The sequence below is a fragment of the Variovorax gossypii genome, assembly GCF_003965815.1.
GTDB lineage: Bacteria > Pseudomonadota > Gammaproteobacteria > Burkholderiales > Burkholderiaceae_C > Variovorax > Variovorax gossypii.
The window spans coordinates 19,741-33,613 of the sequence record NZ_RXOE01000008.1 but is presented as its reverse complement, the minus strand read 5'-3'; the positions used below and the strand labels follow the sequence as shown (position 1 = coordinate 33,613).

13 protein-coding genes are annotated in these 13,873 nt (G+C 67.3%); 6 read left to right on the top strand and 7 right to left on the bottom strand.

From position 1 onward, the window contains the following. The 7 genes from EJP69_RS23870 to EJP69_RS23840 form a co-directional block, all read right to left on the bottom strand. Complete coding sequence (locus tag EJP69_RS23870; protein WP_126472742.1) at positions 1-1,437, bottom strand: aldehyde dehydrogenase family protein; 1,437 nt, start codon at positions 1,435-1,437, stop codon at positions 1-3. Between the two features lie 90 nt (positions 1,438-1,527). Next, positions 1,528-2,889, bottom strand: a complete 1,362-nt coding sequence (gudD, locus tag EJP69_RS23865; RefSeq protein ID WP_126472741.1) for a glucarate dehydratase — start codon at positions 2,887-2,889, stop codon at positions 1,528-1,530. A gap of 16 nt (positions 2,890-2,905) precedes the next feature. After that, positions 2,906-3,892, bottom strand: a complete 987-nt coding sequence (locus EJP69_RS23860; protein WP_126472740.1) for a Bug family tripartite tricarboxylate transporter substrate binding protein — start codon at positions 3,890-3,892, stop codon at positions 2,906-2,908. 5 nt (positions 3,893-3,897) lie between these two features. Continuing rightward, the gene (locus EJP69_RS23855; RefSeq protein WP_093203506.1) at positions 3,898-4,347 is read right to left on the bottom strand and encodes a nuclear transport factor 2 family protein; all 450 of its coding nucleotides are present in this window, start codon (positions 4,345-4,347) and stop codon (positions 3,898-3,900) included. A gap of 47 nt (positions 4,348-4,394) precedes the next feature. Beyond that, entirely contained in the window at positions 4,395-5,306 is a 912-nt protein-coding gene (kdgD, locus tag EJP69_RS23850) for a 5-dehydro-4-deoxyglucarate dehydratase (protein ID WP_093203508.1), read from the bottom strand. A 54-nt stretch (positions 5,307-5,360) separates the two neighbouring features. After that, positions 5,361-6,368, bottom strand: a complete 1,008-nt coding sequence (locus EJP69_RS23845; RefSeq protein WP_093203511.1) for a Bug family tripartite tricarboxylate transporter substrate binding protein — start codon at positions 6,366-6,368, stop codon at positions 5,361-5,363. A 128-nt stretch (positions 6,369-6,496) separates the two neighbouring features. Then, the gene (locus tag EJP69_RS23840; protein ID WP_126472739.1) at positions 6,497-7,360 is read right to left on the bottom strand and encodes a FadR/GntR family transcriptional regulator; all 864 of its coding nucleotides are present in this window, start codon (positions 7,358-7,360) and stop codon (positions 6,497-6,499) included. Between the two features lie 225 nt (positions 7,361-7,585). Here EJP69_RS23840 and EJP69_RS23835 point away from each other — a divergent pair, with 225 nt between their 5' ends. The 6 genes from EJP69_RS23835 to garD all read left to right on the top strand — a co-directional run bounded on the left by EJP69_RS23835 (position 7,586) and on the right by garD (position 13,833). Continuing rightward, positions 7,586-8,398, top strand: a complete 813-nt coding sequence (locus tag EJP69_RS23835) for an NAD-dependent epimerase/dehydratase family protein (RefSeq protein WP_126472738.1) — start codon at positions 7,586-7,588, stop codon at positions 8,396-8,398. 4 nt (positions 8,399-8,402) lie between these two features. Beyond that, the gene (locus EJP69_RS23830) at positions 8,403-9,293 is read left to right on the top strand and encodes an SMP-30/gluconolactonase/LRE family protein (RefSeq protein WP_126472737.1); all 891 of its coding nucleotides are present in this window, start codon (positions 8,403-8,405) and stop codon (positions 9,291-9,293) included. A gap of 39 nt (positions 9,294-9,332) precedes the next feature. Beyond that, complete coding sequence (locus EJP69_RS23825; RefSeq protein ID WP_019655825.1) at positions 9,333-10,313, top strand: TRAP transporter substrate-binding protein; 981 nt, start codon at positions 9,333-9,335, stop codon at positions 10,311-10,313. A 132-nt stretch (positions 10,314-10,445) separates the two neighbouring features. Further along, positions 10,446-10,934 (top strand): TRAP transporter small permease, encoded by a 489-nt coding sequence (locus EJP69_RS23820; RefSeq protein WP_093203521.1) that lies wholly within the window; start codon positions 10,446-10,448, stop codon positions 10,932-10,934. A gap of 6 nt (positions 10,935-10,940) precedes the next feature. Next, positions 10,941-12,236 carry a TRAP transporter large permease gene (locus EJP69_RS23815; RefSeq protein ID WP_126472736.1) on the top strand — a complete coding sequence of 432 codons (1,296 nt, stop codon included), beginning with the start codon at positions 10,941-10,943 and terminating at the stop codon, positions 12,234-12,236. A gap of 22 nt (positions 12,237-12,258) precedes the next feature. Continuing rightward, positions 12,259-13,833, top strand: a complete 1,575-nt coding sequence (gene garD, locus EJP69_RS23810) for a galactarate dehydratase (protein ID WP_093203529.1) — start codon at positions 12,259-12,261, stop codon at positions 13,831-13,833. Positions 13,834-13,873 lie beyond the last annotated feature (40 nt).

Genomic DNA, 13,873 nt, shown 5'->3' with positions numbered 1-13,873 from the left:
TCAGGCCAGCGTGTAGGCCGTCTTCACCGTCGTGAAGAACTCCTGGGCGTAGCGACCCTGTTCGCGCGGGCCGTAGCTGCTGCCCTTGCGACCGCCGAAGGGCACGTGGTAGTCGACACCCGCGGTCGGCAGGTTGACCATCACCATGCCGGCCTGGCTGTGGCGCTTGAAGTGCGTGGCGTACTTCAGCGAGGTGGTGGCGATGCCGGCCGAGAGGCCGAACTCGGTGTCGTTGGCCGTGGCCAGTGCTTCCTCGTAGTTCTTCACGCGGATCACGCTGGCCACCGGGCCGAAGATCTCTTCCTTGTTGATGCGCATCGCGGCCGACGATTCGCTGAAGAGTGCGGGCGACATGTAGTAGCCGTCGGTCTCCAGCTTCAGCAGCTCGCCGCCCGCGGCCAGCGTGGCGCCCTCGCCCTTGCCGATGGCGACGTATTCCATGTCCTGGTCGAGCTGCGACTTCGACGAGACCGGGCCCATGTCGGTGCCCTGCGCGAGCGCGTCGCCCACCTTGATCTTCGCCATGCGTTCCTTCATGGCGTCGATGAACTTCGGATAGATGCCTTCGGTGACGATGAGCCGGCTCGACGCAGTGCAACGCTGGCCGGTCGAATAGAACGCGCTCTGCACGCTGAGCTCCACGGCCTGCGCGAGGTCGGCGTCGTCGAGCACCACCTGCGGGTTCTTGCCGCCCATCTCGAGCTGCACCTTCTTGTGGTTGGTGACGCACTGCACCGCGATGTTGCGCCCCACGCCCACCGAGCCGGTGAAGCTGATCGCATGGATGCCGGGGTGGTTGACCAGCGCATTGCCGATCACGCTGCCGCGCCCCATCACGAGGTTGAACACGCCCGCCGGAATGCCCGAGCGGCTGATGATCTCCGCGATCGCCCAGGCGCAGCCCGGCACGAGGTCGGCGGGCTTCAGCACCACGCAATTGCCGAAGGCCAGTGCAGGCGCGATCTTCCAGGCCGGAATGGCGATCGGAAAGTTCCATGGCGTGATGAGGCCAACCACGCCGACAGGCTCGCGCGTGATCTCCACGCCGATGTTGGGCCGCACCGAAGGCAGCACCTCGCCCGACAGGCGCAGGCACTCGCCCGCGAAGAACTTGAAGATGTAGCCCGCGCGCGCGGCCTCGCCGATGCCTTCGGCCTTGGTCTTGCCTTCTTCGCGAGCGAGCAGCGTGCCCAGTTCTTCCTTGCGCGCGAGGATCTCGTTGCCGATCTTGTCGAGCGCGTCGGAGCGCGCCTGCACGCTGCCCGTGGCCCAGGCCGGGAAGGCCGCGGTGGCGGCGGCTACTGCCGCGTCGACGTGCGAGGCATCGCCCTGTGTGTACTGGCCGATCACGTCCGACAGGTTGCTCGGATTGACGTTCGGGCTGTAGCCCGCGCCGGCACGCCATTCGCCGCCGATGAGGTTGTCGAAGTTCTGCATGTTGGGTTCCTTGCTGTTCGATGGATGAAAAGAAAGAAGCCGGAGCGAGGGCTCCGGCTGCGGGAATGATGAGAAACGGAGACTACGCCTTTACCTGACCATGCAGGGCTTCTTGTTGTCGAAGGTCCATCCCGGAATCAGGTACTGCATGGCCTGCGCGTCGTTGCGCGCGCCGAGGCCGTGCTTCAGGTACAGCTGGTGCGCTTTCTCGACCTCGTCCATGTCGAGTTCCACGCCCAGGCCGCCGCGCGTGGGCACCTTCACGAAGCCGTCCTCGATCTGCAGAGGCGCCTTCGTCAGGCGCTGGCCGTCCTGCCAGATCCAGTGCGTGTCGATGGCGGTCACCTTGCCCGGCGCCGCAGCGGCCACATGGGTGAACATCGCGAGCGACACGTCGAAGTGGTTGTTCGAGTGCGAGCCCCAGGTCAGGCCCCAGGCCTGGCACAGCTGCGCCACGCGCACCGAGCCCTGCATGGTCCAGAAATGCGGATCGGCCAGCGGGATGTCGACAGACTGCAGCGAGAGGCTGTGCACCATCTCGCGCCAGTCGGTGGCGACCATGTTGGTCGCGGTCGGCAGCCCGGTGGCGCGGCGGAACTCGGCCATCACCTCGCGGCCCGAGAACACGCCCTCGGCGCCGCACGGGTCTTCGGCATAGGCCATCACGCCGTGCAGGTCGCGGCACAGGCGGATCGCGTCCTGCAGCAGCCAGCCGCCGTTGGGGTCGAGCGTGACGCGGGCATTCGGAAAGCGCTCGTGCAGCGCACGGATCGCCTCGACCTCTTCCTCGCCGCGCAGCACGCCGCCCTTGAGCTTGAAGTCGGTGAAACCGTAGCGCGCATGCGTGGCCTCGGCCAGGCGCACGATGGCCTCGGGCGTCATGGCTTCCTCGTGGCGCAGGCGGAACCAGTCGTTGTCGGCGCCGGGGTCGCTCTCGTAAGGCAGATCGGTCTTCCTGCGGTCGCCCACGTAGAAAAGATAGCCGAGCATCTGCACCGCGTCGCGCTGCTGGCCTTCGCCGAGCAGGGCCGCCACGGGCACTTCGAGGAACTGGCCCAGCAGGTCGAGCAGCGAGGCTTCGACGGCGGTGACCGCATGGATGGTCACGCGCAGGTCGAATGTCTGCAGGCCGCGCCCGCCGCTGTCGCGGCCGGCAAAAGCGCTGCGCATGCTGTTGAGGATCGCGTTGTGGCGGCCGATGGGCTGGCCGACGATGAGATCGCGCGCGTCTTCCAGCGTCTGGCGGATCTTCTCGCCGCCGGGCACTTCGCCCACGCCGGTGTGGCCGGCGCTGTCGGTCAGGATCAGCAGGTTGCGCGTGAAGAACGGGCCATGCGCGCCGCTCAGGTTCATCAGCATGCTGTCGTGGCCCGCGACGGGTACCACGCGCATGCCGGTGACGACGGGGGCGCCTGTCACGGCTTTGGAAACAACGGATTCAGGGCTTGTCATCTTCGGGCTGCGTGCTTCAGTCTGCGGTGATGTGGCGGGTGTCGATCAATGTCTTCCAACGCGTCCATTCGCGCAACTGGAAGGCGGTGAATTCTTCGGGGGTGCTGGCGACGATCTCCAGGCCCTGGTCGAGCATGCGTTTCTTCGTCTCAGGGTCTTGCATGGCGGCGATGACCGCGTCGCTCAGCTTCTTCTTCACGGCGGGCGGCAGGCCCTTGGGCGCAGCCATGCCCTGCCACGAATAGACCTCGGCCCCCTTCACGCCGGCCTCGGCCAGCGTGGGCACGTCAGGCAGCACGGGCGAGCGCTTGTCGCCAGTGACGGCAATGGCGCGCAGCTTGCCGGCCCGGATGTGCGGCAGCACGGCATTGACGTTCTGGAACGAGAAGTCGACCTGGTTGCCCAGCAGGTCGTTGACCGCCGGCGCCCCGCCCTTGTAGGGCACGTGCACGCCTTCGGTCTTCGTCTGCTGCCAGAAGAGCTCGGCCGAGAGATGGTCGGAGGAGCCGTTGCCCGAGCTCGCGAACGAGACCTTGCCCGGCGTCTTGCGCAGCAGCGTCAGCACGTCGGCCACCGTGTGTTCGGGCCGCGCGACGTTCGCGACGAGCACGTTGGGCGCCTGCACGGGCACGCTGATGTAGTCGAAGTCTTTCGTCGCGTCGTAGGGCACGCTCTTCTGCAGGTGCGGCGTGACGACGAAGGCGCCGAGCGAGGACACCAGCAGCGTGTAGCCGTCGGGCGCAGCGCGCTTGACCTGGCCCGCGCCGATGGTGCCGGTGGCGCCGGGCCGGTTGTCGACGACGAAGCTGCCGCCGAGCCTGGTCTGCAGCTGCAGCGCGATGGCGCGCGCGACCATGTCGGTGGAGCCGCCGGCCGGGAACGGCACGACGATGGTCACCGGCTTCTGCTGCGGCCATGCGTCGGACTGCGCCGAGGCGACCCGGGGCAGCAGCACCGCCGAGGCAGCCGCGAGGGCCGCCCCAAGAAGGACTCTCTTCTTCATTCGACCTAGATCCTCACAGCCTGCCGGGCCAACAGCTTCCAGCTGCCGCCCTGCTTCTGCCAGACGCCCAGGATCTTCAACGCCACCTTGCCGGGCTTGCCCGAGTCGTTGGTGTCGGCCGTGAGCGTGTGGCGCACGATGGCGGTGTTGCCGTCGACCACCTTGACGGTCTGGTCGGTGATGGCGATGGTCACGAAGTCGGACTTGCCGTCGAGCAGGTCGGCGATGAAGCTGGTCTTGGTGTCGACCTTGCCGCCGGAGTGGCCATAGCTGAGGTCGTCGGCCACCAGCGCGCCCAATGCGGGAGCGGTGGGGTCGATCATCGCGATGCGCAGGCGCTCGGCGGCGGCGGCCACTTCGGGCGCGGCCGACGCGGCATTGCCCGAGGGCATCACCGAGCAGGCCGAGAACAGGGCTGCCGAGGCGGCGACCAGAAAGAGCTTCTTGAGGAACATGTTGTCTTGTCTCCGTTGTTGTGGTTTCGTCTTCAGGCTGGCGCGGCTTACTGCGGGCCGAGCGAGTCGATCAGCGCCTTGAGCTGCTCCATCTCGGCGGGCTTCAGGTCGGTGAGAGGCGCGCGCACGGGGCCGGCGTCGTGGCCGACGATCTTCGCGCCGGCCTTCACGATGCTCACGGCATAGCCGGGCACGCGGTTGCGCAGCTCGAGATACGGCATGAAGAAGTTCTTCAGCAGGCGGTGCTGCGTCGGCAGGTCGTCGGCGGCGACGGCCCTGTAGAAGTCCATGGCGGTCTTCGGAATGAAGTTGAAGACGGCCGACGAATACACCGGCGTGCCCATCGCCTTGTAGGCGGCAGCGTAGACCTCGGCGGTGGGCAAGCCGCCCAGGTAGGCGAAGCGGTCACCCATCTTCTGGTAGATGGCGACCATGGCCTCGATGTCGCCCACGCCGTCCTTGAAGCCGACGAGGTTGGGGTTGCGCTCGGCCAGCGCGGCCAGCGTGTCGGGCTTCAGGCGGCTGGTGGCGCGGTTGTAGACGATCACGCCGAACTTCACGCTCTTGCACACGGCCTCGACGTGCGCAGCCAGGCCCTCCTGGCCGGCCTCGGTGAGGTAGTGCGGCAGCAGCAGGATGCCGTGCGCGCCGGCCTTCTCGGCGGCCTGCGCGCACTGGATGGCGAAGCGTGTGGGGCCGCCGGCGCCCGCGATGATCGGCACCACGCCGCGGCAGGTGTCGACCGCGGTCTTGATGATGCCGGGGTACTCGTCGCCGGTGAGCGAGAAGAACTCGCCGGTGCCGCCGGCCGCGAACAGCGCGCTCGCGCCGTAGGGGGCGAGCCATTCGAGGCGCTGCTCGTAGCCCTTCTTGTTGAAGTCGCCGTTGCTGTCGAAGTCGGTCAGCGGGAACGAGAGCAGGCCGGAGCCCATGATGGTCTTGAGTTCTTGCGGATTCATCGGGAACGTCCAGTGAAGATTCGAAAAATGAAAAAGAGGGGATGAGGAAGCCGGTCAGTCGAGCCTGACGTTGGCCTCCTTGACGACTTGCGCCCAGCGCGCGCGCTCCTTGGCGAAGAACTGGTCCTGCTCGGCCGGAGTCATGGTCACGACCTCGGCGCCCTGCCCCGCGAGGCGGGCCCGGATGTCGGCGGTGCGGATGATGCGGACCAGCTCGCGGTTGAAGCGCGCGACCACCGCGTCGGGCACGCCACGCGCCGCGACCATGCCCTGCCAGGTGCCCGACTCGTAGCCGGGAGCGCCCTGCTCCGCGATGGTCGGCACATTGCCGATCAGCGGCATGCGCGTGGCCTTGGAAACCGCGATCAGCTTGAGCTTGCCGGCCTGCACCTGCGGGTAGGTGGCGAGCATGCCGTTCATGAGCACCTGCGTCTGGCCCGCGACGGTGTCGAGCACCGCCTGCACGCCGCCCTTGTAGGGCACGTATTCCCACTTGGCGCCGACCCGGCGCTGCAGCTCGATGCCCGCGAGGTGCGCGGTGCTGCCGCTGGCGGTGACGGCGAAATTGAGGTCGCTCTTCTTCGAGAACTCGACGAGCTCCTTCAGCGTGTTCGCCTGCACCGAGGGATGCACCACCAGCAGGTGCGGCGAGTAGGCCAGCATGGCCACGCTGCGCAGGTCCTTCGACGGATCGAAAGGCAGCTTGGGATAGAGGGACGGGCTGATGGCCAGCGCGCCGAGGTCGCACAGCATCAGCGTGTAGCCGTCGGCCGGCGCCTTGGCCAGCAGGTCGGCGCCGAGGTTGCCGTTGGCGCCCGCGCGGTTGTCGATGATGACCGACTGGCCCAGCGCCTCCGACAGAGGCTGGCTGATGGCGCGCGCAATGATGTCGGACGAACCGCCCGGCGGGTACGGAACGATGATGCGGATCGGCTTCGAGGGCCAGTTGCCGGTGCCGCCCTGCGCGCCTTGGGCTCCCTGGGCGAGGGAGCGCATCGGCAGGCTGGCGGCCAGCGTCGTGGCCAGGGCGGCGCCCAATGCGCCGCGTCGGTTGATGGTCATGCTGCCTCCTGTTGTTCGATGGTCGTCATGGCTCGCACGACTGATGACTGATCGCACAAGTTATCAGTCATCGTACAACTAGAAAGATGACTTGTCCAGCATGGCGGACAAGAAAAATCAGCGGAGGATCAGTGCGAGGGGGTGCCGTCGGACGACGGCGCGGGCGCATCGGCCCCGGCGGAGGCATCAGCCTTCGCCTTCTGCTGCGCGGCTTCCTGAGCCATGCGCAGCCGCTCGCGGCTGTTGGTCAGATGGATGCGCATGGCGGCGCGCGCCGACTCGGGGTCGCGCCGAGCGATGGCCGCGTAGATCTCTTCGTGCTCGCGGTTGACGCGGCTCAGGTAAGGCGCCCCGCCCTCGTGCGTGCGGATGGCGCTGATGCGGGTACGCGGAATGAGCGTGGTGCCCAGGTGCCGCATGATGTCCGCGAAATAGGGGTTGCCGGTCGACTCGGCGATCTGCAGGTGGAAGCGGAAGTCCGGCCCCACCGTGTCGCCCGCCACGACCACGTTGCGCTCGAAGTCGTCGAGCGCCTGGCGCATTGCGACGAGTTGCTCGTCGGTGCGGCGGCTGGCGGCGAGGCCGGCCGATTCGGTCTCCAGGCTGATGCGCAGCTCCAGCACGGCCAGCACGTCGACCGAGGCGGCGATCTCGCCCGGATCGAGGCGAAACACCCCGCCCGTGCGCGGCTGCAGCACGAAGGTGCCCACGCCGTGCAGCGTTTCGACGAGCCCGGCGGCCTGCAGCTTCGACAGCGCCTCGCGCACCACGGTGCGGCTCACGCCGTAGGCCTGCATGATGGCCGACTCGGTCGGGAGCTTGTCTCCCGGCCGCAGCGACTGGTTGCGGATCTTCTCGCCGAGGTCTTCCACCAGCCCGTGAGCCAGCCCCCGCGCGCGCTGGCGCGGACGCCCCACGAAGGAAGGAGCAACGGAAGCCGTTTCCACCGGCGCTTCCGCCACCAAGGGATTACCCGCAGTCGACTGAACCATGGCCACGATGATAATCTCCAAACTAGTTGTACGACAACAGATAACTTATCACTCAACTCCCAGGAGTCGCAGGCCGATGCGCCGGCGGTTTTCCGGTCTTCACGACACCGACATGCAGCGCCCCTTCGACTTCGCTCCGTCGGCATCGTACCGGCCGCTTCAGGAAGTACGCCGTGACGGCAGCCCCTCGAAAACCATGACTCCCGCGCGCAAGGACGGGCAACCATGACAGACAACAACAAGATGAACCGCCTCCTGCTGACCGGCGCGGCCGGCGGGCTCGGCAAGGTGCTGCGCGAGCGGCTCAAGCCTTTTGCGAACGTGCTGCGGCTGTCGGACATCGCCGCGCTTTCGCCGGCCGCCGATGCGCACGAGGAAGTCGTGCCCTGCGATCTCTCGGACAAGGCCGCGGTGCACGCGCTGGTCGAGGGCTGCGACGCCATCGTCCACCTGGGTGGCGTGTCGGTCGAGCGGCCGTTCGAGGAAATCCTCGAGGCCAACATCAAGGGCGTGTTCCACATCTACGAGGCAGCGCGCCGCCACGGCGTGAAGCGCGTCGTGTTCGCGAGCTCGAACCACGTGATCGGCTTCTACAAGCAGAGCGAGCACATCGACGCCCACGCCGCGCGCCGGCCCGACGGCTACTACGGCCTGTCGAAGTCCTTCGGCGAGGACGTGGCCCAGTTCTATTTCGACCGCTGGGGCATCGAGACGGTGAGCATCCGCATCGGCTCCTCGTTCCCCGAGCCGGCCAACCGTCGGATGATGAGCACCTGGCTCAGCTACCGCGACCTGACTTCGCTGATCGAGAAGTCGCTGTTCACGCCCGACGTGAAGCACACCGTGGTCTACGGCATGTCGAGCAACCGCGACGTGTGGTGGGACAACAGCGCCGCCGCGCACCTGGGCTTCGTGCCGCAGGACGGCTCCGAAGTATTCCGCGACAAGGTCGAGCAGCAACCTCCCGTGGCGCCGACCGACCCGAACGCCATCTACCAGGGCGGCGCCTTCACCGCACAGGGCCCATTCGGCGATTGAGGCGATGCAAGCTGAACTCGTCCTCGACGCGCGCAACGGCACCGGCGAAAGCCCGGTGTGGCATGCCGCACAGCAGGCGCTGTACTGGGTCGACATTCCGGCACGCACGCTGAACCGCTGGCATGCGAGCGAAGGCCATGCGCAGTGGAAGGCCGACGAGATGATCGCCTGCATCGCGCCGCGCACCGATGCACCCGGCGAGTGGATCGCCGGCATGGAAAGCGGCCTCTTCTCGCTCAAGCCGCAGGCCGACGGCACGCTGGCCGCCGCCTCGCTCGCCCCTGTCGAGCACGCGGCACCCGCCATGCGCTTCAACGACGGCCGCTGCGATCGCCAGGGCCGCTTCTGGGCCGGCACCATGCTGCTCGACATGGCCGCCGGCTCGCGCGTCGGCCGCCTCTACAGCTACGGCAAGGGCGACAGCAACGCCACCTTGCGCCTCGACGACTTCATCGTGCCCAACGGCCTGGCCTTCGGCCCCGACGGCCGCACGATGTACCTCTCGGATTCGCACCCCGCCGTGCAGGCCGTCTGGGCCTTCGACTACGACACGGAAACCGGCACGCCCGGCAACCGCCGCCTGTTCGTCGACATGAAGCCCCTGCCCGGCCGCCCCGACGGCGCCGCCATGGACACCGACGGCTGCTACTGGATCTGCGGCAACGACGCCGGCCTGGTGCACCGCTTCACGCCCGACGGCCGGCTCGACCGCTCGCTCGAAGTGCCGGTGAAGAAGCCCGCCATGTGCGCCTTCGGCGGCGCGGGACTCGACACCCTGTTCGTCACCTCGATCCGCCCCGGCGGCATCGACCTGAGCGACCAGCCGCTGGCCGGCGGCGTCTTCGCACTGCGGCCCGGCGCGCAGGGCGTTCCGGAACCGGCCTTCGGCAGCTGAACCTTTTTTCAACAACCACCAAGCAAGAGGACGAGACAAATGAAATTCGCCAAGAAGACCCTGATCGCAATTTCCGCGTGCGCAGCAGCCGCGCTGACCACCATGGCTGCACACGCCACCGAGTTCCGTTCGGCCGACATCCATCCCGACGACTACCCCACCGTGACCGCGGTGAAGTTCATGAGCGAGCGGCTGAAGGCGCTGTCGGGCGGCAAGCACAGCATCAAGGTGTTCAACAACAGTGCGCTCGGCAGCGAGAAGGACACGATCGAGCAGACCAAGATCGGCGCGCTGCAGATGGTGCGCGTGAACATCGCGCCGATGAACAACATCTGCCCCGAGACGCAGGTGCCGACCATGCCCTTCCTGTTCCGCTCGGTCGACCACCTGCACAAGGTGCTCGACGGCCCGATCGGCGAGGAGATCCTGAAGTCTTGCGAGAAGCAGGGCTTCGTGGGCCTGGCCTACTACGACAGCGGCGCGCGCTCGATGTTCACCGCCAAGAAGCCGGTGCGCAGCTTCGCCGACATGAAGGGCCTGAAGGTTCGCGTGCAGCAGTCCGACCTGTGGGTGTCGATGCTGGAAGCCATGGGCGCCAACGCCACGCCGATGCCCATGGGCGAGGTCTACACCGGCCTGAAGACCGGGCTGATCGACGCCGCCGAGAACAACTACCCCACGTACGAAAGCGCGCGCGCCTTCGAAGTGGCCAAGTACTACAGCAAGACCGAGCACTCGATGGCGCCCGAGATGCTGCTGTTCTCCAAGCGCGCGTGGGACAAGCTCTCCGCCGAGGAACAGGGCTGGATCCGCCAGGCCGCCAAGGAGTCGGTGCCCTACATGCGCAAGCAGTGGGAAGAGCGCGAAGTGAAGTCGCTGGCCACGGTGAAGGCCGGCGGTGCCGAGATCATCGAAGTCGACAAGGCTCCGTTCCAGGCGGCGATGAAGCCGGTGTACGACAAGTTCATCACCGACGCGAAGCTCAAGGACCTGGTCAAGCGCGTGCAAGACACGAAATAGGGCTCGCCCCCAGGCTTGCTCACTTCGTGTAGCCGCCACCCCCTACCGGGGGCAACACCTGAGGCCCGGCGAAGCCGGTTCCTCGGTGTTTCACGAATGGGCAGCCCCCCACCATCTCTTGCGCTGGAAAATATGTACACCAAACTCTGCCGCACCCTCGCGCGTGCATGCATGTGGTTGGGCATCCTGGGCCTCGTCGCGGTGATCTGCGCCGTGAGCTGGCAGGTGTTCGGCCGCTACGTGCTCAACAACACCCCCACCTGGGCCGAAAGCCTCGCGCTGCTGCTGGTGCTCTACGTCACCATGCTCGGCGTGGCCGTGGGCGTGCGCGACGCGGGCCACATCGGACTCGAATCCTTCCTCGTCCTCGCGCCCGACTGGCTGCGGCTGAAGATGGAATACCTCATCCACGCGCTGATCCTGGTGTTCGGCCTGGCCATGGCCTGGAACTGCGCCGAGCTGGCCGGTTCGGTCTGGGAATACCGCCTGCCCACGCTGTGGATCTCCGAAGGCTGGAAGTACGTGCCGGCCTCCGTCTCGGGCGTGCTGATCGTCCTCTTCTCCATCGAACACATCATCGCGCTCGCTCAAGGCCGCGAAGTAGAACCCGCCTGGGGCTGAGCCACCATGACCATTCCTCTGTTGATTCTCTGCCTCTCGTTCACGCTCTTCCTCCTGCTGGGCGTGCCGGTGGCTTTTTCCATCGGCCTATCTGCCCTGGCCACACTGCTCTATGAAGGCCTGCCACTGGCGGTCGGCTTCCAGCAGATGACCTCGGGCATGGGCATCTTCTCGTTCCTCGCCATCCCGTTCTTCATCTTCGCCGGCGAGCTGATGCTCTACGGCGGCATCGCCGACCGCATCGTCAACCTGGCGCGCGACCTGGTGGGCCACGTGCGCGGCGGCCTCGGCATGTCGAACGTGGTGGCCTGCACGCTGTTCGGCGGCGTCTCTGGCTCGCCCGTGGCGGACGTCTCGGCCATGGGCGCCGTGATGATCCCGATGATGAAGAAGGAGGGCTATCACGCCGACTACGCGGTCAACGTGACGACCCACGCGGCACTGGTGGGCGCGCTGATGCCGACCAGCCACAACCTCATCATCTATTCGCTGGCCGCGGGCGGAAAGGTGTCGATCGCGGCGCTGATCCTGGCGGCCCTGCTGCCGGCTGCGGTGCTCACCATCAGCAACCTCGTGGCCGCCTACCTGGTGGCGGTGAAGCGCGGCTACCCGGCCGGCACCTTCCCCGGCTGGGCCATCGTGGGGCGCTCGTTCGCAGCGGCGCTGCCGGGCCTGTTCGTGGTGCTGCTGATCCTGGGCGGCATCCTGTCGGGCATCTTCACCGCGACCGAATCGGCGGCGGTGGCGGTGCTCTACGCGCTGGGCCTCACGATCTTCGTGTACCGCACGCTGAAGTGGGAGCACTTCATCAAGGCCGCCTCGAAGGCGGTGCGCACCACCGGCGTGATCCTGCTGCTGATCGGCATCTCCAGCACCTTCGGCTACCTCATCAGCCTGTACGGCGTGGCCGAGCTCACTGGCCAGATGCTGTCGCAGGTAACGAGCACGCCGTGGGTGATCTTCCTGCTCATCAACATCATCCTGTTCGTGCTGGGCACCTTCCTGGACATGGCGGCCACCATCCTGCTGTGCACGCCCATCTTCCTGCCCATCGCGCAGCAGTACGGCATGACCTCGGTGCAGTTCGGCATCGTGATGCTCATCAACTGCGCGCTGGGCCTGAACACGCCGCCCGTGGGCACGACGCAGTTCGTCGGCTGCGCGATCGGCGGGGTGTCGGTGGGAACGGTGATGCGCACCATCTGGCCGTTCTACGGCGCGCTGATCTTCGCACTGGGGGTGGTCACCTTCGTGCCCGCGTTCTCCACATGGCTTCCCAGCATGTTCATGGTAGTGAAGTAAGCAAGGCAAGGAAGATCCCGCGATGACCGAGACCACCCGCCCACCGCTCTACATCCGCATCCATGCGGCAGACAACGTCGCCATCGTCGCCAACGACGGCGGGCTGAAGGCCGGCGCGGAGTTCGCCGACGGCCTGCGGCTGGTGGACAACGTGCCGCAGGGCCACAAGGTCGCGCTGGTCGACCTGGCCGAAGGCGACGCCATCCGCCGCTACGACGTGGTGATCGGCTACGCGCTGAAGGCGCTGCCGCGCGGCAGCTGGGTGCACGAGCGCGTGATGCGCATGCCGACCGCGCCCGAGCTCGACGGCCTGCCCATCGCCACCGTCAAGCCCCCTGCCCTCGCGCCGCTGGAGGGCTACACCTTCGAGGGCTATCGCAATGCCGATGGCTCGGTGGGCACGCGCAACATCCTGGCCATCACGCAGACGGTGCAGTGCGTGGCGGGCGTCACCGAGTTCGCGGTGCAGCGCATCAAGACCGAGCTGCTGCCGAAGTACCCCAACGTCGACGACGTGGTGGCGCTGGAGCACACCTACGGCTGCGGCGTGGCCATCGACGCGCCCGACGCCATCGTGCCGATCCGCACGCTGCGCAACATCAGCCTCAACCCCAACTTCGGCGGCGAGGTGATGGTGGTGAGCCTGGGTTGCGAGAAGCTGCAGCCCGAGCGGCTGCTGCCGCCGGGGAGCATTCCCATCGTCGACAAGCGCGGAGAGGCCGAGGCCGACGCCGAACTCGACGTGGTCTGCCTGCAGGACGATGCGCACGTCGGCTTCATGTCGATGATCGATTCGGTCATGCGCCAGGCCGACGAGCACCTTGCCCGCCTCAACGCACGCAGGCGCGAGACCGTGCCCGCCAGCGAACTGGTGGTGGGCGTGCAGTGCGGCGGCAGCGACGCCTTCTCGGGCGTCACCGCGAATCCGGCCGTGGGCTTCTGCACCGACCTGCTGGTGCGCGCGGGCGCCACCGTGATGTTCTCCGAGACCACCGAGGTGCGCGACGGCATCGACCAGCTCACCTCGCGCGCATCCACGCCCGAGGTGGCCGAGGCCATGATCCGCGAGATGGCCTGGTACGACGCCTACCTGAAGAAGGGCCTCGTCGACCGCAGCGCCAACACCACGCCGGGCAACAAGAAGGGCGGGCTCTCGAACATCGTCGAGAAGGCGATGGGCTCCATCGTCAAGTCGGGCTCGGCGCCCATCACCGGCGTGCTCGCGCCCGGCGAGAAGGCCGCGCAGAAGGGCCTGATCTACACCGCCACGCCGGCCAGCGATTTCATCTGCGGCACGCTGCAGCTGGCCGCCGGCATCAACCTGCATGTGTTCACCACCGGACGCGGCACGCCCTACGGGCTGGCCGAGGTGCCGGTGATCAAGGTCGCCACGCGCAGCGACCTCGCGCGCCGCTGGCACGACCTGATGGACGTGAACGCGGGGCGCATCGCCGACGGCGAGGCCAGCATCGAGGACGTGGGCTGGGAGCTCTTCCGGCTGATGCTCGACGTGGCCAGCGGCCGCAGGAAGACCTGGGCCGAGCACTGGAAGCTGCACAACGCGCTCGTGCTCTTCAACCCCGCGCCCGTGACCTGAGGAGGCACGGCCGCGGCTCGACGTGCATTCGCGCGTCACT